The 25417-nt window shown below is 56.0% G+C and carries 19 protein-coding genes and 1 pseudogene; 7 read left to right on the top strand and 13 right to left on the bottom strand.

Going from position 1 to position 25417, the window contains the following annotated elements; genetic code table 11:
* Window positions 1–12: 12 nt before the first annotated feature.
* The 6 genes from cydB to DR88_RS16620 all read right to left on the bottom strand — a co-directional run bounded on the left by cydB (window position 13) and on the right by DR88_RS16620 (window position 4689).
* Complete coding sequence (cydB, locus tag DR88_RS16595) at window positions 13–1023, bottom strand: cytochrome d ubiquinol oxidase subunit II (protein ID WP_004148029.1); 1011 nt, start codon at window positions 1021–1023, stop codon at window positions 13–15.
* Window positions 1020–2426, bottom strand: a complete 1407-nt coding sequence (locus DR88_RS16600; protein WP_004148028.1) for a cytochrome ubiquinol oxidase subunit I — start codon at window positions 2424–2426, stop codon at window positions 1020–1022. The genes cydB and DR88_RS16600 overlap by 4 nt, the downstream gene beginning before the upstream one ends.
* 55 nt (window positions 2427–2481) lie before the next feature.
* Window positions 2482–3369 (bottom strand): manganese catalase family protein, encoded by an 888-nt coding sequence (locus DR88_RS16605; RefSeq protein WP_004140512.1) that lies wholly within the window; start codon window positions 3367–3369, stop codon window positions 2482–2484.
* Between the two features lie 16 nt (window positions 3370–3385).
* Window positions 3386–3892: a ferritin-like domain-containing protein gene (locus DR88_RS16610; RefSeq protein WP_004140514.1), complete on the bottom strand. Its 507-nt coding sequence runs from the start codon at window positions 3890–3892 to the stop codon at window positions 3386–3388.
* A gap of 26 nt (window positions 3893–3918) precedes the next feature.
* Window positions 3919–4413, bottom strand: a complete 495-nt coding sequence (locus DR88_RS16615) for a YciE/YciF ferroxidase family protein (protein WP_004148027.1) — start codon at window positions 4411–4413, stop codon at window positions 3919–3921.
* 90 nt (window positions 4414–4503) lie between these two features.
* Window positions 4504–4689: a con-10 family general stress protein gene (locus DR88_RS16620; protein WP_004150795.1), complete on the bottom strand. Its 186-nt coding sequence runs from the start codon at window positions 4687–4689 to the stop codon at window positions 4504–4506.
* A gap of 219 nt (window positions 4690–4908) precedes the next feature.
* On the opposite strand from DR88_RS16620, the gene DR88_RS30540 reads away from it, so the two are divergent.
* The 3 genes from DR88_RS30540 to DR88_RS16630 all read left to right on the top strand — a co-directional run bounded on the left by DR88_RS30540 (window position 4909) and on the right by DR88_RS16630 (window position 6845).
* Window positions 4909–5244: a hypothetical protein gene (locus DR88_RS30540; protein ID WP_004148025.1), complete on the top strand. Its 336-nt coding sequence runs from the start codon at window positions 4909–4911 to the stop codon at window positions 5242–5244.
* Window positions 5245–5311: 67 nt separating this feature from the next.
* Window positions 5312–6505 (top strand): zinc-dependent alcohol dehydrogenase, encoded by a 1194-nt coding sequence (locus DR88_RS16625; RefSeq protein WP_004148024.1) that lies wholly within the window; start codon window positions 5312–5314, stop codon window positions 6503–6505.
* Between the two features lie 112 nt (window positions 6506–6617).
* Complete coding sequence (locus tag DR88_RS16630) at window positions 6618–6845, top strand: DUF1272 domain-containing protein (protein WP_004140530.1); 228 nt, start codon at window positions 6618–6620, stop codon at window positions 6843–6845.
* A gap of 20 nt (window positions 6846–6865) precedes the next feature.
* Here DR88_RS16630 and DR88_RS31665 read toward each other — a convergent pair whose 3' ends face one another.
* Window positions 6866–7051 (bottom strand): hypothetical protein, encoded by a 186-nt coding sequence (locus DR88_RS31665; protein ID WP_032443848.1) that lies wholly within the window; start codon window positions 7049–7051, stop codon window positions 6866–6868.
* Between DR88_RS31665 and DR88_RS30535 the strand changes: the two genes are divergently transcribed.
* The 4 genes from DR88_RS30535 to DR88_RS16645 all read left to right on the top strand — a co-directional run bounded on the left by DR88_RS30535 (window position 6999) and on the right by DR88_RS16645 (window position 8713).
* Window positions 6999–7175: a hypothetical protein gene (locus DR88_RS30535; protein WP_032443847.1), complete on the top strand. Its 177-nt coding sequence runs from the start codon at window positions 6999–7001 to the stop codon at window positions 7173–7175. The genes DR88_RS31665 and DR88_RS30535 overlap by 53 nt on opposite strands.
* A 119-nt stretch (window positions 7176–7294) precedes the next feature.
* Entirely contained in the window at window positions 7295–7618 is a 324-nt protein-coding gene (locus DR88_RS16635; protein ID WP_025861459.1) for an antibiotic biosynthesis monooxygenase family protein, read from the top strand.
* Window positions 7611–8003: an amino acid-binding protein gene (locus DR88_RS16640; RefSeq protein ID WP_025861458.1), complete on the top strand. Its 393-nt coding sequence runs from the start codon at window positions 7611–7613 to the stop codon at window positions 8001–8003. The genes DR88_RS16635 and DR88_RS16640 overlap by 8 nt, the downstream gene beginning before the upstream one ends.
* Window positions 8000–8713 carry an ArsR/SmtB family transcription factor gene (locus tag DR88_RS16645; RefSeq protein WP_004150799.1) on the top strand — a complete coding sequence of 238 codons (714 nt, stop codon included), beginning with the start codon at window positions 8000–8002 and terminating at the stop codon, window positions 8711–8713. The genes DR88_RS16640 and DR88_RS16645 overlap by 4 nt, the downstream gene beginning before the upstream one ends.
* 271 nt (window positions 8714–8984) lie before the next feature.
* Here DR88_RS16645 and DR88_RS27960 read toward each other — a convergent pair.
* From DR88_RS27960 to DR88_RS16665, 6 genes and pseudogenes are all read right to left on the bottom strand, one after another.
* A pseudogene (locus DR88_RS27960) lies at window positions 8985–9155 on the bottom strand (isocitrate/isopropylmalate family dehydrogenase); the annotation flags it as partial.
* 135 nt (window positions 9156–9290) lie between these two features.
* Window positions 9291–10787 carry a tail fiber domain-containing protein gene (locus DR88_RS16650; RefSeq protein WP_004148023.1) on the bottom strand — a complete coding sequence of 499 codons (1497 nt, stop codon included), beginning with the start codon at window positions 10785–10787 and terminating at the stop codon, window positions 9291–9293.
* Between the two features lie 68 nt (window positions 10788–10855).
* Window positions 10856–23560, bottom strand: a complete 12705-nt coding sequence (gene gpJ, locus DR88_RS16655) for a TipJ family phage tail tip protein (RefSeq protein ID WP_004148022.1) — start codon at window positions 23558–23560, stop codon at window positions 10856–10858.
* Window positions 23561–23622: 62 nt separating this feature from the next.
* On the bottom strand, window positions 23623–24216 hold the full coding sequence (locus tag DR88_RS16660) for a tail assembly protein (protein ID WP_023328085.1): 594 nt from the start codon (window positions 24214–24216) through the stop codon (window positions 23623–23625).
* A gap of 46 nt (window positions 24217–24262) precedes the next feature.
* Window positions 24263–24514: a hypothetical protein gene (locus DR88_RS31450; protein WP_227499849.1), complete on the bottom strand. Its 252-nt coding sequence runs from the start codon at window positions 24512–24514 to the stop codon at window positions 24263–24265.
* Window positions 24515–24706: 192 nt separating this feature from the next.
* Complete coding sequence (locus DR88_RS16665; RefSeq protein ID WP_025861455.1) at window positions 24707–25417, bottom strand: C40 family peptidase; 711 nt, start codon at window positions 25415–25417, stop codon at window positions 24707–24709.

Genomic DNA, 25417 nt, shown 5'->3' with positions numbered 1-25417 from the left:
CGCGAATCAGGCTCAGTGATAGCCCTCGCTGCCGGAGACTTTGCCGCGAAAGACGTAGTAGCTCCAGGCGGTATACATCAGGATCACCGGGATAATGAGCAGCGCGCCCGGCAGCATAAATACCTGGCTGGACGGCGGCGCAGCGGCATCCCACAGAGAGATATGCGGTGGGATAATGTTCGGCCAGACGCTGATCCCCAGCCCGCTGAAGCCGAGGAAAATCAGGCCCAGCGTCAGGATAAATGGGCGGGCATGGCTGGCGGGGCGCGCGCTCAGGCGCCAGATCCACAGGCTCAGAGCCAACAACAGAATCGGCACCGGCACGAACCAGAAGAAATTGGGCAGCGTAAACCAGCGTTCCGCCACGTAGCGCCAGCCCAACGGCGTCCAGACGCTGACCACCGCGATCACCGCCATCAGCGCCAGCAGTACCTTGCGGGTCAGCTCGCGCATCCGCTGCTGCAGCGCGCCTTCGCTTTTCATAATCAACCACGTGGTGCCCAGCAGCAGATAGGCCACCACCAGCCCCAGACCGCAGAACAGATTGAAAGGGGTAAGCCAGTCCAGCGTCGAACCGGCGAAGCGGCGGTCAGCCACCGCAAAGCCGTTGATAAACGCGCCGACGACAATCCCCTGGCTGAAGGTCGCCAACAGCGAGCCGCCGGCAAAGGCATAGTCCCAGAAGATGCGATGCGAGGGAACCGCTTTAAAACGAAATTCAAAGGCCACGCCGCGAAAAATCAGGCCGATGAGCATCGCCGTCAGCGGGATAACCAGCGCATCGGTGATCACCGCATAGGCCAGCGGAAAGGCGCCGAACAGCCCTGCCCCGCCGAGCACCAGCCAGGTTTCGTTACCATCCCAGACGGGGGCGACGCTGTTGACCATCACATCGCGCTCTTCGCCATCATGCACCACGCTGAACAGCATCCCAATACCTAAATCGAAACCATCCATCACGATATACATCAGCGTGGCGAAGACAATGATGACAAACCAAATCACCGAGATATCGATGCTCATGATGCGTTCTCCTCATCACGCACCGGCTCAGCCGCTGAGAGCGGACGCGCCGGGGTGCCTGCGGTTTGCGAGGTCAGCTCCGTCACCGGCTGCGGCCCTTTTTTGATAAGCCGGAAAATGTAGTAATACCCCACGCCAAACACGGCGCAGTAAACCACGATAAATACCAGCAGGCTGATGGCCATCTGCAGGGTGCTGTGCAACGACACCGCATCCCGCGTGCGCAACAACCCGTATATCACCCACGGCTGGCGGCCCATCTCGGTGGTCACCCACCCGGCGACCAGGGCAATAAGACCGGCGGGCCCCATACAGAGCGCAAACCACTGGAAGGGACGCGAGTGGTACAGCCGCCGCCGATAGCGCAGCCAGGCGCTGCAGATCCCTAAGGCGATCATCAACACGCCCATCCCGACCATGATGCGAAACGACCAGAAGACGGCGGGCGAATAGGGTCGGTCCTCTTTCGGGAAGTCTTTCAGGGCCGGCACCTGCTTATGCAGGCTGTGGGTAAGGATCAGGCTACCGAGAGCGGGGATCTCAAGACCATAGCGGGTCCGCTCCTGCTCCATGTCCGGCAGGCCAAACAGCAGCAGCAGCGTGGCCTCGCCGGGGCGATTTTCCCAGTGCCCTTCGATGGCCGCGATCTTCGCCGGCTGATGCTCAAGGGTGTTAAGACCATGCATATCTCCCACCACCGCCTGGATCGGCGCAACCAGCAGCGCCATCCACATCGCCATCGACAGCATTTTGCGGATGGCCGGCGAGTCGTTGCCGCGCAGAAGATGCCACGCGGCAGACGCCCCGACGAACATGGCGCTACTGAGAAACGCGGCTATCGCCATATGGAACAAGCGATACGGAAAAGAGGGGTTAAAGATAATCGCCAGCCAGTCCTGCGGGATGAGATGGCCATTTTCGATGATAAAACCCTGCGGCGTCTGCATCCAGCTATTGGAGGCAAGGATCCAGAAGGTAGAAACCAACGTGCCAAGCGCCACCATGCAGGTGGTAAAAAAATGCAGCGCTGGCGGCACTTTATTCCAGCCAAACAGCATCACCCCGAGGAATCCCGCTTCAAGGAAGAAGGCGGTCAGCACTTCGTACAGCAGCAGCGGGCCGGTAATACTGCCAGCGAACTGGGAAAATCCGCTCCAGTTGGTGCCGAACTGATAGGACATGACTAATCCGGAGACTACGCCCATGCCAAAATTGACGGCAAAAATTTTCAGCCAGAAATTGTAGAGTGAACGCCAGACATTATCCCGGGTTCGCAGCCACATCCCCTCAAGCACCACAAGGTAGCTGGCAAGGCCGATGGTGATGGCCGGAAAGAGGATATGGAAGGATACGGTAAAGGCGAATTGCAATCGGGCCAGATGAAACGCGTCGAATTCAAACATATTCCACACCCATCATTGTGAATCGCCCCGGCCGCAGCCGGGGCTCATGCGAACATCACTTAGCCGATGATGAAGTGTTTTGCTTCCCGGCGCCGAGTTCGGCGCCGGTCAAAGGATCGCCCTGCGGGTCAGACTGCGTTCGCTTCAGCATCGCTTTGCACAGCGCTTCCTGCTCTGGCGTCAGGCCGACAGAAGCACTGCCATCTCCGCCATCTACGGCCGGCTGTGGATCCTTGACATAATCGAAGTGTTTGTCACTGTTCCAGCTGCCGCGTACTTCTCCACCTTCAGACATATTGTAGTAGGTGTTAGCGTACTCGCTAATGGGCGGCAGTTTGCCCGGTGGATAGTTGTTGCGAATCGACTGCAGGGCCTTCTCAAAAGAGAGCTGATGCGCCGCTTCGCGGGTCATCAGGAAGGCCAGCGCGTCTTTCACGCCAGGATCGTCGGTCACGTTGATCAGGCGTTCATAGACGATCTTCGCCCTCGCCTCCGCCGCGACATTCGACCGCAGGTCGGCGGTGGGTTCGCCGATAGTATCAATGTAGGCCGCCGTCCACGGCACGCCCGCCGAGTTGGTCAGCGGGGTACCGCCGCCGTACAGCAGGGATGTAATATGGCTGTCATTGCCGTTGGCGGTGAGCGAACGATAGAGTTCCGCCTCGCTCTCGGTGCCCTCCGCCAGGGCTCCTTTGGCGCCTTTATTCAGCATGCCGACCAAAGTGCCAATGATCTCCAGATGGCTCAACTCCTCTGTCGCGATATCCATCAGCATATCTTTGCGGCCGGGATCGTCATCGCTTAATCCCTGGGTGAAATAACGACACGCGGCGGCCAGCTCGCCCTGAGGGCCGCCAAACTGTTCGAGCAGTAAATTCGCGAGCCCCGGATTCGGTTCAGCAACGCGTACGGTATACTGCAGTTGTTTCACATGACGAAACATAGGCCTGCCTCCTGGGTTATTTTTTCGCTTCTACGCCGTCAGCATCTGAACGCAGGAGAAACTGCTCCGTGGTCTGAGGAATATGTTTAATCAGCCAGTCGGCCATTTCCCGCTCTTCCGCCAGGATGGCTTCAATGGCTGGGATGGAGGCGGTATCGCCTGCTTTTTCAGCGGCCGCCAGCAGAGAGGTATAGCAGGCGATTTCAAACTGCTCGAAAACGTACCCGCTGATCGAGCCTTTGACGATTTCATCGGAAGGAAACATCCCGCCGATGGACTGGCCGAGAGCCGCCATTTTACTCATCGAATCTTTAATCACCGAGCGCGAAATCTCATTGCGGTCGAGGATCTCTTCCAGCACGGTAATTTGCCGTTTGGTCTCGTTAACATGCTGTTCGATTCTGGCACGGAGATCCGGATAATTATCGATACGGCCAGCCATTGATTCCAGCATGGACTCTGCCTGTTTTTCCATGGCATGCGCATCTCGTAGCCAGTCATGGTAATGTTCAACGTGATTCATCGTGATTTCCTCGTGTCAGGGAGAGTTTATTTTTCCGCTTTCTTATTAATATTACCTACCGCCAGATCGGTTAATTTCACATCGGTTTGTTTTTCTTCTTCCAGGGTTTCGGCAAGCAGTTTGGCTGCTTTTTTATAGCCCAACTGCTCTGCCAGGGTGACCAGAGTACCGTAACTGGCAATTTCGTAATGCTCGACCTTTTGCGCAGCGGCAATTAATGCAGCATCACGTACCTCATTTTTTTCCGTGCTCTCAACGACTTCATTAGCTTCTTCGATTAATCCTTCCATGGCCACGCATTTCATGCGTTTGATTTTCAGGTTGGATTCCTGTTCAATAATCTGGTCGATACGTTCGATCTGGCCCTGGGTTTCTTCAAGATGAGCATTGAACGCCGCGCTGAGTTTTTCACTGGACGCCGCTCTGGCTAGTTTAGCCAGCCCGCGGGTTAATTGTTTCTCTGCGCTGTAGGTATCTGAGAGCAGGTGAATAAATACATCTTCAATGCTTTTCATATTCATAGAAATACCTTCTGGAGTCAGAAAATAACTGCGAGTCTGTGACAGACTCGCAGGAGATACTTTCACTTCAGGGTGCAAGGAAAAGGATAATCAGGAATTATCGGACTTGCGGCCACCGCCGTGGCTATTCTGTCCGCCTTTTTTACCCGCTTCGGACGCACGCTGCGGATCATTTTTAAAGTTCCCGCCGCTGTGCTGACCACCTTTACGACCTGCTTCAGAAGCTTTTTCACGGTCTTCAGCAAAATTACCGGAACCACCACGATGCTCTGCCATATTTCACCTCATGTATATCGGTTATGTCAGTACGATACGAAAATATTCCGTATCACTCGTCGTTCGATATTTAAATCTAGCGGGCAATGCTGGTTAGTCAAATTATTATTCCGTTTTTTCGACACCTTTTAGCAGTAATTCGGAATAATTCTACAAGACACCTGAAAAATAACCAGACGGCACCTTGCCGCTAACTCACTGTGTTCAGGGAAATAATGTATGCAGATCACCTCTGCGGCAAAGAATTATCTATACCGGAGGATTACTACCGTTGGGTTATATAACGAAGCGGCAGCATTGCCCTTTGCCAGACGGAAATTAAGAATTTTCCCTGATTTTACGGATAAAAAAAAGCCGCTGGGGAAGCGGCTAGCAAACAAAATGGAGCGAATATCATGCCCGATTAATACTGGCACACATAAGGGCAATAGGCAAATAACTCGAACAGACCAGCCGGGAAATAAGCGAAGCGTGGAATATATTCAGCTCCTGGAATATCACGCAGTTCCATTATTAGTACTCTACGCTTTATTTTTTACGATGATTTATCGGTGACGATAGCAGCCGTTCACCAGGCCGAAGAACCGCATGCTGTCAACCTTTCTCTCGAGGAGAATATTCTATGAAAGCACTCACTTATCACGGCCCGCATCATGTCAGCGTCGACACCATGCCTGACCCGGCTCTTGAGGCAGCGGACGATATTATTCTGCGCGTCACCGCGACAGCGATTTGCGGTTCCGATCTGCATCTGTACCGCGGAAAGATCCCCGGCACGCACCATGGTGATATTTTCGGCCATGAATTTATGGGGGAAGTGGTGGAAGCCGGTTCCGAGGTCACCGCGGTCCGCAAAGGCGACCGGGTGGTTATCCCGTTTGTCATCGCCTGCGGAGACTGCTTCTTTTGTCGCTTGCAGCAGTATGCCGCCTGCGAAAGCACCAATAGCGGCCAGGGAGCGACGCTCAATCGAAAAGGCATTTCGCCACCGGCGGCGCTGTTTGGCTATAGCGATTTGTACGGCGGGATCCCGGGCGGCCAGGCGGAATATGTACGGGTCCCCAAAGCCAATACCGGACCGTTTAAAGTGCCAGACACCTTACCCGATGAAAAGGTGCTGTTTCTGTCAGATATTCTGCCCACCGCCTGGCAGGCGGTTAAAAACGCCGAGGTCAAACCCGGCAGTAGCGTGGCTATTTTTGGCGCCGGCCCGGTAGGCCTGCTCTGCGCCTCCTGCGCCAGGCTCAATGGCGCAGAACAGATATTTATCATCGATCATAACGATTACCGACTCGATTTCGCGCAACAACGCTATGGCGCGATCCCGATAAACTTTCACCACCATGACGATCCTGCGCAGTGGATTATCGATAACACGCCGGGCCATCGCGGCGTCGACGCGGTGATCGACGCCGTGGGCTTCGAGGCGAAAGGTAGCCTTACGGAAACCGTCCTCAGCACCCTGAAAATCGAGGGGAGCAGCGGAAAAGCCCTGCGCCAGTGCATCGCCGCCGTGCGCCGCGGCGGCATCGTCAGCGTACCCGGGGTTTACGCCGGTTTCATCCACGGCTTTATGTTTGGCGATGCCTTTGATAAAGGACTGACCTTCAGGATGGGACAAACCCACGTCCACGCCTGGTTGCCGGATCTGCTGGCGCTTATTGAGCAAGGGCTGCTTACCCCGGAGGAGATTGTCACTCACCATATGCCGCTGGAGGAGGCCGCGCGCGGCTATCAGATCTTTGAGAAACGTGAAGAGGCGTGCCGCAAAGTGATCCTCGTACCGGGAATGCAGCCCGGGAAAGCGACCCTCTGAGAAGGCGATTACCGCGCAAGGAAATTCTCGGCGGACCGATCGCGGCATGATATAAACATAGCGTGCTTTGGCCCGCCGTCGCTGATATAGCCGTTCACCAGAGGAGAAGTTGATGCTCGAGTTACGTCCGAATTGCGAATGTTGTGATAAAGATCTGCCGCCAGACTCACCCGAGGCGTTTATCTGTTCGTTCGAGTGCACCTTTTGCCGGGACTGCATGACGACACGACTGAACGGACATTGCCCGAACTGCGGCGGCGAACTGGTGCGGCGCCCTGTGCGTCCCGAAGAGGCGCTGCGGCGCCACCCCGCCTCCACCCTGCGCCGCCATGCGCAGTAGGCGAGACGCAGGTCTCCCGGCTAAGGTAAAAATCCACGCCCGAGGAGAGCGCGGAGCCTGAAGGCGTGACCGGTGGCAGACAACGTGCTCTTTCGATTATCGCCCGGCGGCGCTTCGCTAGTCCGGGCGAGCGTTTCCGGGTTCATATTCTGCATGTCAGTAAAACGGCTTTCCCGCCCGTACGGCCCGTCGGCGATCGCTTTCATCGATAGCCGCAGCCGTAAGGGTTTATCCCCCCACATCGCGATTTCACTAAAACTCAGCCAGCCCTGTGCGCTCAGGTTGCCGTATCGCATGGCTGGCGTTCTTTTTTATTCACCATCGCAATAACGCCTGGGAGCATTTCCGTTGCAATCGTTGATCTCCTGCCAGGCATATTTCGCTGCACATCGAAGCTTCCTGCTCTGACCGTCAGTAGACTGCAGGGAAATTCACCACGGAGCAGACTTATGATTGCGGTACTTTTTGAGGCCGACGCCTTACCACAAGCACAGGAAAGATATCTTCAGCTGGCGGCCGGGCTGACGCCTTTGCTATCAGACACGCCGGGGTTTATTGCCATCGAGCGCTTTCAGAGCCTGAGTACGCCCGGCAAAATCCTCTCGCTATCCTGGTGGGAAGATGAAGCATCGGTGGCCAACTGGCAGCAAAATGAGCGGCATCTGACTGCCCAGCGCGAAGGCAAAGCATCGATTTTTTCATATTACAGAATACGCGTCGCCCGCGTGTTCCGGGATTACGCATCGGATCGGGGAGCACAGTCAGATGTATGACATTCACGTGATTCTCAGCAACTCGCCGGGCTCGCTTGGCGCAATGGGTATGGCGCTGGGTAACAACGGCGTGGGGCTCGAAGGCGGTGGCGTATTCACCACGCCTGATGCCGGACATGCGCATTTTCTGGTGGAAGACGGTGAGACAGCCCGCAGGGTGCTGACCGAGGCCGGCTTTACGGTCAGCAATGTATGCCGTCCTCTGATACGAAAGTTACCTCAGGAACGACCAGGGGAACTGGGAGACATCGCAGACACCCTGGCCCATAATGGTATTAATATTCTGGTACAGTACAGCGACCACCGTAACCGGCTCATTCTCCTTACCAATGATGACGCCCGGGCAGCGGAAGTGACCAAAAAATGGGCCATACTTTCTGAATGAATCTCCTGAAACCGCAGCAAGACAGTGAGCCAGAGGAGGCGCTGGAAACCGCTATGGCGATGGTGGCCTCCGCCCTCTCTGACTCGTCAAGGGTCAGTATTCTCTGCGCGCTGATGGACGGGCGCGCATGGACGGCAACCGAACTCAGTACGGTCGCCGAGGTGTCCGCCTCCACCACCAGCGGCCATCTTGCCCGGCTGCTCAGCAACGGACTGGTGGTGTGTCTCGCGCAGGGGCGCCACCGCTATTACCGCCTGGCGGGCTCGCATATTGCCGGGCTGCTGGAAAACCTGATGGGCGTCTCTATGCAAGCGCATAAGACGCTTCTCCCCAGCACGCCGGTTAATCTTCGCTACGCTCGGACCTGCTACGATCATCTGGCGGGCGAGCTGGCGGTCAATATTTATGAATTTATGCTGAGGGAAAAATGGCTGGCGGCAGATGGCCTGGCCCTGACGTCAGCCGGTAAAACCCAGCTTGAACGCCTTGGCGCAGTGTTTAACGCCCGCCCACGGCGTAAGCCTTGCTGCCCCTGTCTCGACTGGAGCGAAAGACGTTTTCATCTGGGCGGCGACGCCGGCTCGGCGCTAATGACGCTGTTCCTGCAAAAAGGATGGATAACGCGCGCGCCGGGATATCGGGAAGTACAAGTGACGGATAGCGGCAGAGCGGCGCTGTCCCGGCTGTTTAATCTGAAAGTGCGCGGATAGCCTGAGTTTAGGCTACAGCACATTTTCGCCGAACGGCCCCGGTTTAAGCCGGTCGGGCCATCAGTATGACGCCTGGCGTGCAATCCGTTTTCATGCGAGCTCTTACGGCAAATGGATCTCTCCCTGTCATGAGGTATATAGCTTTGTTGAACGTTGCGCTGCGGGACATTCGCCATCGCCTAATGCTTCAAGCGTCCGGCAGAATAATTGCCTGAAGGCGAAAAAAACGAGAGCCCATCGGCTCCCGCTTTTACTTAATCCACTAACGGGATTACATATTCGCGATAATCGCGTCGCCAAACTCGCTACATTTCAGCAGTTTAGCGCCTTCCATCAGACGTTCGAAGTCATAGGTCACGGTCTTGGCGGCGATAGCGCCTTCCATGCCTTTGACGATCAGGTCTGCGGCTTCGAACCACTGCATGTGGCGCAGCAGTAGTTCTCTGCATTGCTCTTAATACTTTGATTTTTAAAAAAATATGTTTCTGAACACTTATCTAGAACCATTTTTATGTTAATTCTAACATGCTGATTACATGATAAATTATCCGAGTTTTGATAACCTATTTTCTCTCAATCAGTACTCTTTTGTTTGAACCTGCTTGTTCAAATCACGCACTTGTTTTGTTAACTCCTGCACCGTAAGAACAAGATCCGCGATGATGGCCGTATGGTCTACGTTAAGGATATTGATCTTCTCGCCATCAATTTCTACATCGCCGCTTTGAAAGGTGTAAATCGGGTCAACTTTTTCAGCTTGTTGAGCAATAAATCCACGCCTACGGCGTGTTTCGCCTTTCATGTTGAACTCACATACCCCCAGCGCGTTAATACGCCTGGAGGCCCCTTCCTGGGATTCCGTAAAATCCTTTTTCAGCCGCACGTCTGAGCCAGTGGTCATAACATCGCCTTTAGTGGTGGAGATTGTCCCACCGGTGTAAAAGAGCCAGGCATCTTTTCTGTCAAAACCGTCCATATACAGTACCACTCGGTGGTTGTACCCAACGTATTCTTCAAGGTAGAAACCACCCCACGCTCCAGCCGTGTCGCCGTTTCCTCCACGCCCTGACATGCGGGACCGGACTTTGCCACCGGAAATCAACGCGCCAATGGCAGGGGAACCGAAGTCGGTCTGCTGGGGCACACAGTCATAGCGACACTGCATCCAGCTGCCGATGTCGGCCGCTTGCCCCACCCGCAGGTCTCTGTCTACCCGTAGATGGCTTCCCTGAACACTAAGTTGATCTGCGGCTGTAGTGATGAGGCGTGCGGTGTAGTCGTTAGCACTTTTGTTATGGTGAAAGTCAATGTATGGCGTGTTCATCGACAGCTCAATCGCCTGGGTATACAGCAACCCCTTCGTCGTGTTGTCGATGTCGCCGCCGGCAATCAGCGCGCCAGGTAGTGTCGTTCGGTTGTTGGCATCAATAACGAGGATGTCATCAAAGGTGTCTGCCGGTGATACAGTGGTCGCTCTTGAACGCTGAACCCTAAACGGTGTTCCCGAGCCAACGGCAATTGTCCCGCCTTGCCCCTGTTTTTTGAGCAGAGCCAGATCTGAGTCCTTACCGAGTATAAAACCGGCATTATCGCTGGTTATAACCTGCGAGCCGTCGAGTTTGTTTCCTCCGGTGAGTTTTGCCAGCGCGTTAAGATCCGAGGCCTTCGCCATCCCGGCTATCGCCGGCACGGTCACCTGCTTTCCTGTGATCGGGTCAGTCAGGGTGATATTGCCGCTGCCGGTCAGGGCCATCGACCAGCCCTCCACTACACTACGCCAGAATGCAAACGCGCTGGCCAGCTGGTTAGCAAACGACGAGGTGCTGGCGGTTTCAGCGGTAATAATGCCGTAACTGGCACCGGAAAATGCGGTGGTGATATTCCGGGTCAGCGTCAGTTGCGTGTCGCTGTCCACGGATTTGATCGCATACAGGTCAGCACTACCGCTGCGGTAGACCACTAGAATCGACCCGGGCAGTATCCCCAGCGCCTCCTGTGACCATTTTGTTGTCGCACCTGTCACCCGTGCCTGCGACGCGGCACCCGTGACGGTACCGACTTCATACATCGCCATAATAAAGTTCCTCCTGGATGGTTTTCCCTGGAAAAAGAAAAGGCCCCTTGCGGGGCCATATATTGTTATCAGGTTGATGAACCGCGAATTACGTTGTTATTGCGCGCGGCGAAGGCGTCGAATCTTGAGAGGATGGTTAATACCATCTGTCCGTTACGGTCCAGGTAACAGCCATATCGCAGAACAGCGTCGCCAGTACCGGCAGGGACGACAAATGACATGTTGTCTACGTTCATTGACTCTTGCGCCGTTAACAGGCGTGTTGCTCCACCTGTTTCATACATAAGCTCAATGCCTAGCTCCATACTGCCGCCACCAGACGTAGCGCCTGTGCCACGAAGAAGCATTGCATACGACAGATAGCCAGGATTCAGTCCGCCGTCAGCCCCTGGCGCGTAGGACATCCCCGCTCTGAGTTTCGCGCCGCCGTCGATAGTGATGCTATCCGTCTGGAGGAGTCCACCGCGAATATTGATCACCTGGTCGAAATTCTGCCGCCGGAACCGGGCCAGCTCAAACCACTGCCATGTAGCCTTCGGCACCTTGCGCGTGCGGTGCTGAGCGATGTTGATCGCAAATGACCCGATGTCGCCCTCGATGTGGTTCGCATATACCGTACCCTGGAACCAGCCGTCAGTCGCATAAACCGCACCGCGAACGATCACGTTGTTGAACTGCGAAGAGCCATCCTTGGCGATACGCCAGCCGCGTGACCCGTCAACAAAGTCATTCGAGCGGATCTCGTTGCCGATCTTCGCGTTCGTGATGGAACCGTCCGCGATTTTGGTTGAGGTCAGGGAACTGTTTTTGATACGTGCCGTATCGATATACAGCTCATTGCCTTCGGCAACCATCACCGGAACAGCCGTCGCATTATTACGGTTAAACAGCGAGAAGCGGTCAGCGTAGAGGATCATGTCGCTCGTTTCACCATTGCTGCCCAGCGTAATCCCCGCACCAACATTCTTCCCGTTAACCGTCTCAACCTTCATCGACCACAGCGAACTCACCGTACCATTCACATCCGCCACGGTTTTGGCGGTGTTCTGAACGGAAGCGCTGAGATCCCCGACACTGGATGTCAGGGTCGTCTGCTGCGTTGCCAGCGCCTCCAGTGCCGTTGCATGCGTCTGCTGGGTACTGGTGATACTGGCCACCGATTTAATCGTGTTGTCCAGCGTCGTCTGGTTTTTGATGTTGGCGGCCGCCTGCGCGTCAATCTGCGACTGAAGCGAGGTATTCAGGCTGGCCTGTGTGCTCTGGCTGTCGCTTAGCGTCTTCGCCATGTTATCGACGCGGGAGTTGGCATTATCCACTTTCGTGGCCAGTGCCGTCTGCTGCTGCGCCTGGGCGGTGATTTTCCCTTCAGCATCCGTTACGCGAGCCGTCAGACCGCTCACGGCACTCGCCGTCGCGTCAGAGGCATCCTGTGCAGCTTTCGCATCGGTAACATCCGTGATAACCAGATCGTCGATATACAGCGAATAACCGGGGGTGCCGCTGCCGGAGGCGCCACGGGTAGAGATCCAGACCACTGCGCGTGTTCTCCCACCCCCGTTGTTACTGGCAATACCCGTAAATTTCACCCACTTATCACGCGCACCAAGAGCGGCTTCGCTGACAGTGACCGCCGACTGCCAGGAGTTTTGACCGGCAGCATTCAGTGAGTTAATGCCGACCAGCGTTGTCCACCCGGAGGATGGCGCCTGATCCGCCGGCATCATAGCCCAGAACTCAAACCGGAACTTCGCATCCTCACGGACTGACTGCCAGCTCCCAAGCTGTTTATCGCTGTTGCCGTTATTGTTCGCTCCTCGACTCACCTGCAGGCTCTTATTGCCGGTGAATTTCTGAGACGCCACCACAACGGCTGTGCCGTTCCCGCCCAGCACCTGGCCATCGCTGTAGCTTTCAAACGTACCGTCAACCCACGGATTAGCTCCCTGAGTGCGGATGGTATTGATGGTGCTGGTCAGCGACGTGATGCTCTGCGACTGGCTGGTGATGGTGTTTTCCACCTGGCTTACGCGACCGGTCAGTGAACTCACCGCGGACGTGTCAGCCTTTTTCCCCAGCTCCGTATTCATCGTGGTCAGGCTGTTCTGCAGACTGGTGAGCTGCTGCGACTGCGAATCCAGTTTACCCTCAGCAGACGTCATCCGGGTGGTCAACCCGGTGACAGCGCTTTGCTCAGCCTTCTTACTGACCGCCGCATTCGTTACGGCCAGATCGCCGCTGAGTTTCGTCAGCTGCTGCGCCTGGGTGGTGATAGCCCCTTCCGCAGCGGTGACGCGGGTATTCATCTGAGAGATGGCCCCGGCGTTAGCCGCGATATCCTTTTCATCCGTAACATCGAGAACATGGAAATCATCAAAATACATTGCCCCCGCGCTGAGGAAGGTCGTCAGCTGGAAACTGGCCATTGTGGTCTTCGTGGCTTTCCAGTCAAACGTTACCAGTTGCCAGCCAGAACTAAACGGTCCGTAGTTTGAGCCGACCAGCAGGCCAGTGCTGTCGGCCACACGAAACTTCGTGTTACCCGCATCTTTAATCGTGGTCCCCGGATCCTGCTTCGCCCATACCCCCATGCGGTAGGTACGGCCTTGGGTAATACTAATTTCCTGTCCGACCAGGTTAGACTGGCCGGCAGACATTTTCAGTGCCTTGTTACCCGAGTGCGGAACCTGTAAATCGGCCACCGTTGCGGTACTGCTCCAGCCGGTAAAGCCCGCCGCGCCGCGCTCAAAACTGCCGTTGACAATGAGGTTGCCCGGCATTTTCCCGCTGGCGTCAATATCTGCTGCCGTCTGGCTCAGGCTGTTACTCAGTTGCGTCAAAGAATCCCCTTGCGCACTGAGTGTTTTGCCCTGCTCCGTGACCTGGTTTTGCAGGGTGTTCATCGCGCTTGCGTCCGCTTTTTTGTTCACGTTCGCATTCGTCGTGGCCAGATCGCTGCTGAGTTTTGTCAGCGCGCTGTTGGCTGCCGCGATGTCATTCCCCTGCTGCGTCACCGTGCCCTGCAGCTGCGTCACCGCTGTCGTGTCAGCCTTTTTACTCACCGTATCGTTTGTCGATCGGAGGCTGTTCTCCAGCGAGGTGGTACGCGTGCCGATGCTGCTGAGCGTATCGCCCTGCTGGCTAACCGTGGTGGTCAGTGAATCCACCGCTTTTGCGGTCGCATCTGCGGTTTTCTGCGCGCTGTTCGCCGCCGTCACGTTACGCATATGCCAGTCGGCAGCGTACCAGACAGTGCCGAACGGGCTGCTCTGATTAACCTGCAGGAACGGTCGCAGGAAGTTCGTGTCTGCCGGCACAGTAAAGCGCCAGGTGGCTCGTTTCCACGCGGTGGTGGTCTTGGTGTTTCCCCCGGACGCTCTCGCCCCGATGCCACCAGTAGCAGTGGTGGCCCGACCGATGTAGAAATTAAAGTCAGCGCTGCCGGTACCACACGCTACCAGAGCAGACATTTCGTAAACGTCGCCCGGCGTCACGGCGATATTGTTGATTTTTGGCACATGGTCTCGCCCGGCCAGCCGGACGGCATACCTGAACGGGCAGTCAGCCGGCACACCATCGGCGGTGGTCTCCACCACGTCATAACCCATGCGGTCATACGCCGGATCAAATGACGGGTTTGGAATGTAATCATCCCCGGCAGCATTCCCGGCATTCACCGCCGCCGTCAGGCTGACGATGTTGCTGTTGGCTGCCGTGAGGCCTGCCTCGGTTTTCTCAACCCGGCCAGTCAGCGCGTTAAGCGCCGTCTGATCCGCTTTGGTGTTGACCTTATCGGTGGTGCTGCTCAAATCGCCCTGCAGCTTCGTGATAGCCTGCCCCTGGGAGGTGATTTTGCCTTCCGCACTGGTGACCCGGCTGGTGAGATCACTCACCGACTGCGCGCTGGCCTTTTGTGCCACGTTGTTGTTGGTGGTGTTCAGGCTGTTCTGCAGATTCGTGATGCTCTGAGACTGCGCGGTCAGCTGCCCCTCGGCATTCGTCACCCGACTGGTGAGGCTGTTAATGGCCGAGGTGTTCGCGGTAATACCGCTGGCTGCATCATCCGGACTCGGTGACCAGTCGGTCATCACGGTCCCGGTTTCCAGCTGAGGGCGGCAGAGCCAGACTTCTTTGTCGGCAGACGTCGCGCTTTCCAGACGCGCGGCAATCAGCCGTTTGGTGCCACTGGTGGCAGGAATAACCCATTTCACCCAGTAACGCGCCCATGCGGTGGTCAGTTTCGTGACCGCCTTGCCGTCACCGGCCCCGCCTTTAACGCCCTGGCTGGTTTCCGTGGTGGTGGTGTTCGACGGGTTATAGAAATAACTCGCCATCTCCTGCCCGTCATAAGCCCCTTTCGCATAGAAGCTGAATACAAATTCCGTACGCCCGGTAACGTCCAGCGTCTGTTCATCCAGCTGGGTATAACCGGATGCACCTTTCGCCAGCCGGGTGTAGGCCACGCGGTCGCCCAGATAGGTCTCTGTGGCGTGGCGGCTGCTCCATCCTTCCAGTGTGTCCGCATTGCGGATAAGGTTGGTCCCGCCCACGGCCAGGGAGGAAAAGTTGTTTTCCAGGTTCGTCAGCGCGCTGCTTTGCGTGGTCAGATCCCTGCCATGCTGTTCAACGGTGTTCTGCAGGCTCTGCAGCGCCGTTGCATCAGCCTTCTTCGCCACATTGCTGTTAGTCGTGTTCAGGCTGTTCTGCAGGCTGGTCAGGCTGTCTCCCTGCGATTTCAGACCGCCTTCGGTAGCCGTCACGCGGGTCGTCAGATTCGTCAGCGCGCTGGCATCGGCCTTGCCGCTGATATCCTTACCAAGTTGCGTCACATCCGACTGCAGTTTCGTGATCGCGCTGCCCTGAGACGTAATATTCTTCCCGTTCTGCGTGACTGACGCGGACAGACTGGAAAGCGCCTGCGCATTCGCATCGGCGGCATCGAGCGCCGCTTTCGCATCGGTCACGTCAGTGATGATCAGATCATCAATCAGGAAGGCGTCACCTAGGCGAACTTTTGGTGTATTCGGGATGGAGATCCTCACCATTGCCTGTTTCAGCGCGGTTCGGTTGTTGGTCAGATAGCCACTGACTTTTGTCCAGTTGTCCACCGACAACTCGGAGACTTTCACGTTCAGGCCAGGCCACGACCAGCCATTGGCAGAATCCTGGAAGGAAAATCCGAGCACCATATAAACGGTCGGATCGGCAGTCGAGCCAGCCGGCAACTTAACCCACGCCTCCACGTAATAGACCGCGTTATCGCGAACCTGCATGCCTGAAAAGATATGGGTATCGTTATTATCCGTCGCGTTCGGGTTGTACTCCGTACTGCGCGTAACACGCAGGCTTTTGGTCCCGCTGTGAGCAGCTTCACTGGTGATAACGGCGCGGGCATTACTGAGAACATCGCCGACGGCATAGGATTCAAAACTGCCGTCCGGCAGTACGTTGGCTCCCCTTGTCGCCTGCTGCTTCAGCGATGTTTTCAGGCTGGTCAGGCTGTCGGCCTGGCTACGGATATCCTTTTCAGTCTGGGTAACCCGGTTGGTCAGTGAACTGACCGCCGACGCATCAGCCTTCTTCGCCACATCACCCTTGACCCCTTCCAGCGCGTTATTCAGCGCCGTGATGGATTGCCCCTGTGATGTCAGGGTGTTCCCCTGGTTCGTCACCGTCCCGGTCAGAGACGAAACAGCATCGCTGGTCGCCTTGATGTTGGTTTCATCGGTGATATCAAACACCCGGACGGAATCGAGCCAGATTTCACCGTTTGTCGGATGAGAATAAAGTTTGAAGCTCTGCCCGTCCGCGCCGGCAGCCGTCAATCCGGTTTCCCAGGTGATGGTTTGCCAGTCAGTGGTCAGCGTGACCGTTTTATCCTCATACGTACTGTCCGTCTGGCCGATTTTGTTCTGTCGACGGATCAGCAGACTCATCGCGCCGGAAACACCTTTGGCCTTCACCACCACCCGATACTTGCGCTGGCCATTCAGCGGCACCGGCTTGTTGTTGTTGGAGAAAATGCCTGGGCTGGTCGTGGTCGTCCGGTTCAGCCGGACCCCCGCTTTCCCGTCCCCGAAATCGCCAAAGGTCACACCGGCTGGATACTGAATATCCCAGGCAGTGCTGCCCTGCAGAAAATCAAAGTTCGGGATCAGGTTGTCGCCGGCGTTGCGGGTGGCCGTCAGCACATTCGCCAGATTTGTCAGCTGCTGGCTCTGTGTGGTCAGTTTCCCTTCCGCCTCTGTCACCCGGTTATCGACCGAAGTCAGTGCCGTTGCATCGGCCTTCTTCGACACATTGCTGTTGGTCGTGTTCAGGCTGTTCTGCAGGTTCGTCAGCTGCTGGCTTTGTGAGGTGATGGCCCCTTCCGCTGTGCTGACCCGGCTCGTCAGTCCGGTAACGGCGCCGGCGGTGGCATCGATGTCCACCCGGTCGGTAACGTCAGTGACGTAAAAATCATCGAAGTAGCGGCTGCCGCTAATCAGATAGTTACTCAGCGTCACCGGCAGGCTGGCTGTCTCCGTCGCTTTCCAGCGACCGGAAATCAGGGTCCAGTTCGTCCCCACCGTACCGCTGTTGTATGGACGCTCAAAAACCGGCTGGCCGGCAGAGTTGCCGATCCGCAGCTTGTTGTTCCCCGCGCCATTATCCGTCGTCGCTCCGGGTTCCTTGACCCACACCCCGATTTCATAGGTTCGCCCCTGAACAAACGGGATGTATTGCCCCGGAGTCACATTCCCCGGATCAACCTTCAGCGCCCGCGTCCCGCTGTGAGGAACGGAAACCTCCACCACACTGGTCGCGGTTGACCGCCCGGTGTAGCCATCCAGCCCACGTTCAAACGAGGGATTCACGACCAGGTTACCCGGTATCTGACCGCTGGCATCGATATCTGCCGCAACCTGCGAGAGACTGTTCGACAGGTTCGTCAGCGAATTGCTCTGGCTCTCCAGCGTTTTACCCTGCTGCGTCACTTTCGTGTCGAGCGTGGCCAGCGCAGTCGCATCGGCTTTCTGCGCCAGCGCTTTATCGGTATTCGCCAGATTTCCGGTCAGTTTCGTGATGGCGCTGTTCGCAGCAGTCAGATCGTTGCCCAGTTGTGTGACGGTATTGGTCAAATCCTGCACTGCTGTCGCATCAGCCTTTTTGGCCACTGCGGCATTGGTGGTTGCCAGCCCGTTTTCCAGCTGGGTTGTCCGGTTGCCGGTCGAGGTCAGCAGATTACCCTGTTGCGTCACGGTGGTGGTCAGAGAGTCAACCGCCGCCGCCGTGGCATCCGCAGTATCCTGAACCTTTTGCGCCGCTGTCACATTTCGCATATGCCAGTCCGTAACGAACCATACGGTGCCATACGGGCTGTTCTGCGAGATCTGCAGGAACGGGCGGATATAACCCCTGTCCACCATCGCCTGCGTGACCTTGAAGCGCCAGGTGGTTCTCTGCCAGGTCGCGGAGGGTGATTTCCCGCCCCCCGCCATGAGTGGCGCACCGGTGCTCGTATCTGGCCGAACGGCGGTGCCAACATACAGATTAAAATTCGCCGTGCCGGCGCCGCAGGCAACCAGTGCTCTGATCTCAATCACATCGTTAAGCGTGGCCGGGAACGCGGCAAAGTTAGGATGGTGATCCCGGCTGGCAATTCGGGCCGCATAACCATACGGGCAGCCCGGCGGGACCTCCTCAGCCGTCGTGGCTACCACGCTGAACCCCATCTGGTCATACGCCGGGTCAAACGTCGGGTTGGGAATTAAATCCCCGCCTGATGCGTTTCCGGCCCGTACAGCGGATTTCAGCGAGGTAATGTTGGCGTTAGCAGCCGTCAGCCCGGATTCCGTCTTCTCCACTCGTCCGGTTAGCGAGTTCATCGCCGTCTGATCCGCTTTGCTGGCCACGTTCGCGTCTGTCTGCGTCAGCGCATTCCGGAGCTGGGTGATACTCTGCGAATTGCTGACCACATCGTTGCCAATCTGGCTGACATTCGAGCTGAGCACGCCGGCTGCGTTTGCCAGCGCGGAAACCCCGAGACCGGAGTACATCTCAGCAACCTTGTCTGACAGCTTCAGACCCAGGTTGATATACGCCTGGCCCGTCCACTGATTCACCAGAAACTCAACGGTGTTCCAGCCGGCTTTCAGTTCAAAACTGACGGTATTCCAGCTGGCGTTACCCCAGGCGACCTGTACCCCATTCACAAATATGGCGCCGGTATCATCAAAAACCCTGGCGCCGGGCGCCAGTGTGATGGTGGTATCTGCGACCACTTTCACCTGGCAGGAATACAGCGCGATCAGATAGCTGCCGGCGGACGTAAAGTCCAGTTTGGCCGCGTCGGCCACCTCATCCACGACCGTTGGCGCCACGGCGCGAACATCGCTGAATGACGGGACTGTCCCGGCGTTAGCCAGCTGCACAGGATAGAGTCGACGGGACCAGCGATTCGGCTGGCCATTGACCAGTTGATTCGACAGGCTGGTGATGCTGTCAGTATTGCTGCGAATATCCCGCCCGTTTTGCTCTACCTGCTGCGTTAAGGCAGTGACCGCAGCCGCTTCGGCTTTCTTCGCCAGCGCGGTATTTGTCGTGCCCAAATCGCTCGTCAGTTTCGTGATGGACTGACCCTGGCTGGTTATCCTGTCGCCCTGCTGGGTAACAACAGACTGCAGCCCGCTCAGTGCCTCATTCGTACCAGCTAGGCCCGTTTCCGTCTGGCCAACCCGGTTAGTGAGCGATGTTAACGCGGCTCCCTGCGATGTCAGCGTGGTGCCCTGTTGCTCAACTTTCTGCGTCAGGGACGTCAGCGCGGCCGCATCGGCTTTTTTCCCGAGGCTGGTTTCCAGGCCACCGATACGGCTCGCCTGCGCGCTCTGCTCTGTCGTCAGAGAACTCAGTTCACCAGAAACAGCAGCTTTGTTGTCGTTAAACTGCGTCTGCAGGGACTCTCTGGCCTTAACTTCCGCCGAGATGGCGGTAACGCGCGCGGTTTTTTCCTGGTACAGCAGCCCGGAGGTGACTTTCTCCAGATCGCTCCCATCATAGGAGCCACGCATCTGCGCCGCCAGCGTGCTGCGTGCCTGCGCTTCGGCGGTCAGCGCGTTACTCAGCGTACTGCGCACATCCTGCAAAGCCGCCGTACTGGCGCCGGGTGCTGGCCGGCCAACGGCGATCCAGTCGAATTCGATAAAGTTGCTGGCATCCTGCTGGTTCGTCAGGTCCAGGCGAATACGATCAATGTTCCCTGTCCACGGAATATCACGCACCGTCAGGGTTGCCACCCCATCGGCATACTCCGGCTCAGCAACAATGTATCGCTTCGTGTTAGTGAAGTTTTCGCCGGCAGACACCCAGCGGATCTCACCCGCCCAGACTGGTTTGCCGGTTTTACGAAAGCGCAGCATGATGAAACGGTACGCCGCACCATCGACAGCCAGCCCGCCAGGAGAGGTAATGTACGGATCGGTGGCGCTGTCCGCCGGGCGTAACCAGCCATCCTGTGACACACCCGGTACGCCGGCGCTGCCGGTCCAGCCCTCGGTCGTCTGATTGTTGAAATGCCAGATAACCTGCGAATCGAACTGGATATTAGCGCCGGCAGCGAGGCTGGACATTTCCCGCGCCAGATTTTCATCGGCGGTCTTCATCACCTGAGTCAGGCTCTCGATACTCGCCTCAATCCCCTGCGTTGCCGCCAGCAGTTCATCAGCGGCCTGTGACGCCTTCGCGTTAACATCGGCAATACGATCCGCGGTCTCCTGCTTCACCGCATTGGTCAGCGTGGTGTTGACCTGAGACAGCGACTGCTTCAGGCCATTTTCAGCAGTCTTTATCTGCGCATTCAATGCGGCATCGCCGTCGGCCAGCGTTTTGCTGACCCTGGCAATCTCCAGGTCGATGGTGGCGTTGATTTCCGCAGCCGTATCGGTGACTGACTGTCTTACCTGGGTGATGCTGTCGGTCAGCGACTTGTTCACAGTTGAGATCTGCTTGTTCGCATCTGCGACGGCGGATTTTGCCTCCTGAACGCCTTTGTTTGCCTGAGCCAGACCAGAATCGAGAGCCTCATTGACCGAGGTTATCTCATCCGTGATGGTTTTATTCACGGCGGAGATCTTCCCGTCAACATCAGCAGTGATGCTTTTCGCCGATGCGTCAATATCCTGGCTGACCTGCTTCGCCTGGTCTTCGGCTTCCTTACGCAGAGCTTCAGCGGTCTGCTCCAGTTCCTGCTGCGTATTGCGGATACCTTCCTGCGTTTCGCTAATGGTGCGCTGCGTTTCCTCCCAGGCAGCCGTATCCTTGATCGCGTCGGTCAGGTTTTCGTAGTAGTCATCAAAGTTATCGCTGGCCATCCCCTGGACCCAGCCGGTCCACGGGCTTTCATTGCCAAGACGATCCACAAGGCGCGCCCGGTACCAGAATTCGGCGCCCATACTGAGGCCCATCTGCTGATAGCTTTTCCCCGGATAGGCCACGTCTGATAACGGCATTGGCGCACTGCCGTCCTGGTTTTTGCTGTACTGCAGTTCCGTGCGCAGCGTATCCCCGGAGCCGGTCGGGAACTCCCAGCTAACCTGGACCCCATGAACCAGCGAACGGGTTGCCAGCGCCAGCGGTGCCAGCGGCTCGCCGACCTTGCCGGTCAGGGTTTTCTCTTCGGAATACGCCCAGCCGCTCGAGATCTCCGCCGCATTGATCGCACGGACGCGAACCAGGTAACGACCGGCATAAATGCCGCTGACCTCAAACGAGGTGGTCGAGCTGCGCGGCACATTAATCCAGTTCCCGTCGTTACGGCGCCACTGCGCCTCGTAGGCAATAGCGCCGCTGACCGCTGACCAGTTAACCTGCATCGTTTCGACGCTGATCCCCTGATTCACGACCGAGCGGGATGTGATGACAATATCGTCAGGAGGTGACTGGTTGCCCGCCGGCAATACGCTAACCGGGCGCTGATCGATAATCGCGCCGGTATCGATGCGGGCGAATTTATCCGGGTCATGTGACACGCCGGTGATCGTGAGGGTGGCATCGCCGTTCTCTTTTACCCCTGTGACCCGGTACTGCTGCAGAAAGAGATCATTAGATTCTACGGCCCAGACGCATTCCCGTTCTGGCGTCTCACTGTACGCCGTTGTGACCGTAATCTGCCGGCGTCCGTTAACGGCCTGGATGGTCCGGCTCTGTGAGATCCCGGATGGCAGGTTTAGCTGGAGGCGGTCGCCAGGTTTGGCATCCACATCACGATCCAGCGTAATCACCCGGCCATTCACCGCGCTGATCCGCCCGCCGTTGACCCGTCCGGCCAGCAACTCATCCGCCAGGGCAATGATATAACCGGGTTGAGGAATGCGACCGTCCAGCCCCACATCAAACTCAACGACCCGGTCTTTGTTGTTGGTCAGTATGCCCCACAGCCCCTTACGGTGGGCTTCGCTCTGGCGCGTACAGCCAATCGCGGTCATTTCGAGCTGGTTAAAACTGTAGCGGGAAACCAGTTCCGGGATAAACGCCGGCTCCATTGCATCAGCATAAGCATTATCCGGATCAGACCAGGAAACCAGGGCGTTGGTGTACCGAACCTGGCTGCTGCTGCTCGAATAACGGGGTTTGCCGACAATATTGGCGCGCGTATAGGTAAAATCGACATCACGCGGCATATCAGCCTGCACAACAATCTGCTCACCGTTCCAGCAAGTCATGCCCCGGAAAATGGCGGCAAAGTCTCGCAGCACGGTGTAAGCATCGTTGCGTTCCTGTACGTAGACGTTACAGGTATAGCGCGGCTCCATGCCGTCACCACCGCGCCCGTCAGGAACCAGCTGATCGCAGTACTGTGCAATCTGGTACAGCGTCCATTTCGAAATATTGGCGCTGCTCAGACGATTACCGAGACCAAAACGGTCAGCTGTAACAATGTCGTAATAGATCCAGGCCGGGTTATCCGTCCAGGCCCATTTAAACCCGCCGGTCCAGACGCCGGTATATTCGCGGGTTTCCGGATTGTAGTTATCCGGCACACGAATCACGCGCCCACGCGGCTCACAGGAAATTTGCGGAATGGAGCCATTAAACTGGCTGGAGTCGAACTCGATATAAAGCAGCGCGGTGTTGGGATAACGCAGCTTCGCGTCAATCACTTCGGTATAGCTCTGCAGCGTCATCACGTCGCCAACTTTGACACTGTTTGCATCCGGAGAGATTTTACGCAGGCGTAGCGTCCAGGTACTGCCGGCATGGGGCAGATCAATACGATGGCTCCGCTCATAACCGGAGGTGGTTTTACCCGTGACAGTGGTTTCCAGTACCGTCTGCCAGGCGCCACCATCGGTCTGCAGGTCAATCGCATACTTGACGGTATTGCCCACCACGTCGCCGTCATCTTCCTGTTTCATCAGGGACGGCCATTTCAGGCGGACACGAACGGCAGAAAGCTGGGTATTAGTAAAGGTATGGGTCCAGGCTGTCTTGCTGGAAACTTCCGCTCCTACACTGATTTCATTTTCAGTACCGGGAATACCCTGAATATAAGTCTGAGCCTGCGTGCCGGGGCGAAATTCCCAGGACACGCCACTGAAGTTTTGCGAACCATCAGCATTTTCAAGCGGGGTGCCATCAAGATAAATATCTTTCCCGGTTAAACCACCTGCAAATTCACCCTCACCTAATGCGAGAAGAATTTTGGCTTTCGCAACGGACTGTAAATCATCCGGCTGTTCCGTCGGTGTACGCTGCTTTGAGCCGCCACCCTTGCGCCCTTTAATTATGTTATTTTCCATATTACGCCCATAAAAAAAGCCACCGCAAGGTGGCCTGAATTGGATGGTTTACTGAATAAAACTTATTGCTGGTCTTCTACGTAAATACCGGCAGATATAATGGCTCCGCCAATTCGGCGTTTGCCATAAAGTAAAGGGACCGGGTATCCCTGAGAGGCAGTATTCGTCACGCCCCCAAAGGCGTAGGACGCTTTATTGTCAGCGGATTCTTTTCGGGCCAGGCCTGCTGGCTGTGGGGAGAGCATCTGAACAACGCCGCCGAGCATCATAGCAGCCCCCATTTTATAACCAAATGCTGACACGGGGTTGCCAGGAACAAAGTAAGAGCCGACAGCAGAGGCAACAATAATAACTGCTCCAAGAATTGTTTGAAGCAGTCCCGCCTTTTTACTACCAATTAAAACAGGAACAATTCGGATGACTTCACCACCAACAGGAAATCCTAAATCATCCTTACCGATATTTTTCTTTCCTTTGAAAACAGCAAAGGTCAATCCTTTTTCTTTGCTGTTATTCATGAAATGTTCAAATCCAGGGATGGTGGTAGCCAGCGCTATGCCTGCTTCTTGGACTGTTGAAATCAACCGATGATGAATCTTCCCGAAAGTTTTGCCAAGAATTCCAGAAAGCTCAATTCTTGTCATTATTTCCTGCATAATAGCTCCAGTTGGTGGGAAACTAGTTAATTAATAGTGGTTGGCCTTATATCCAAATCGCCATTAGCATCCGTAAAAACTCTTGCTGTTTTTTCTCTCCAGCTTTAATATTGAATAATCGTTCTTGCCTCTCTCGGTTTAAACTGCAAAGTCCTTTCCCTTCAAGATTAGCACCGACAGCCCACTCTCCTTCTGATAAATAAAATGTCGCTTTTTCTTTCGGATCCAGTTTCGCTACTCGCTCACCATTCAAAGAAACTGTTGCATAGCATCCTGCCCCCCACGAATCCTGAATCACGAACGATTGTCAGGCTACCGTTATTACCATCGTTTTCTTGATATTTAAAAACATGCTCTTTTGAGGCGGAAATAGCTTGGCTGGGAGGTACAACTCTTGTCGAACAACCTGTTACTGTGACAATTGCCAATGCTAGAGCTATTTTTTTCATTTCAGTGTCCCTTGGATTTATAGTTAAAATTCCACAAGAGATTAACACAGAGAATGGTATCGGATGATTTTCATCGTCCTGTCTAACCAGTATCCACCATACGGCACGCGCTTGCTGAGATGGCCATACAGGTGATGCAGCAGCATATTCCCTTCCAGCAGAATCCCGGCGTGGTTCCACTTATCCGCCTGCACCTGCATGATCACCATGTCACCCGGTTGCGGTGGACCATCAAACTCACGGAACCCGCATTCATACCAGCAGTCCTGATAAAAATTGTCCGGATACTCCTTTTCCCACCACGGATAATCAACGCGGTAATCGTGCAGCTCGATGCCGTGGGTTTGCCGAAAATAGCTCATCACCAGGCCCCAGCAATCGTAGTGGCCCAGCACGAATGGTCGCTCGAGGAGCGGCAACTCACCACGCGGGTGAATGGTACGGAGATCGCCTTCTGGCCAGCTGATAATATGCCAGGGGAGAAGGGTTGCGTCGCATTGCGCTTTATCCAGTTCGCTCGGCTGGGTGGTGGCATCAGGATGGCTGTGAACAATACCAGTGATCGTTCCCCATTCCTCAACCTCCGCATAATCCTCCGGCGCCAGCACAAAATTATCTTTCGACTCTGTGGCTAGGTTCCGGCAGGGGAAATAACGCTCCGCTCGCCCCCTCTGGGCGACGAGGCCGCAGGCCTCGCGCGGATATTCTGCGGCCGCATGTTCCTGGATGGCCTTAATCGTTTTCTGACGCAT

It is taken from the genome of Klebsiella pneumoniae (assembly GCF_000742135.1).
GTDB classification, from domain to species: Bacteria; Pseudomonadota; Gammaproteobacteria; order Enterobacterales; family Enterobacteriaceae; genus Klebsiella; species Klebsiella pneumoniae.
This window is presented reverse-complemented; position numbering and strand designations above follow the sequence as displayed.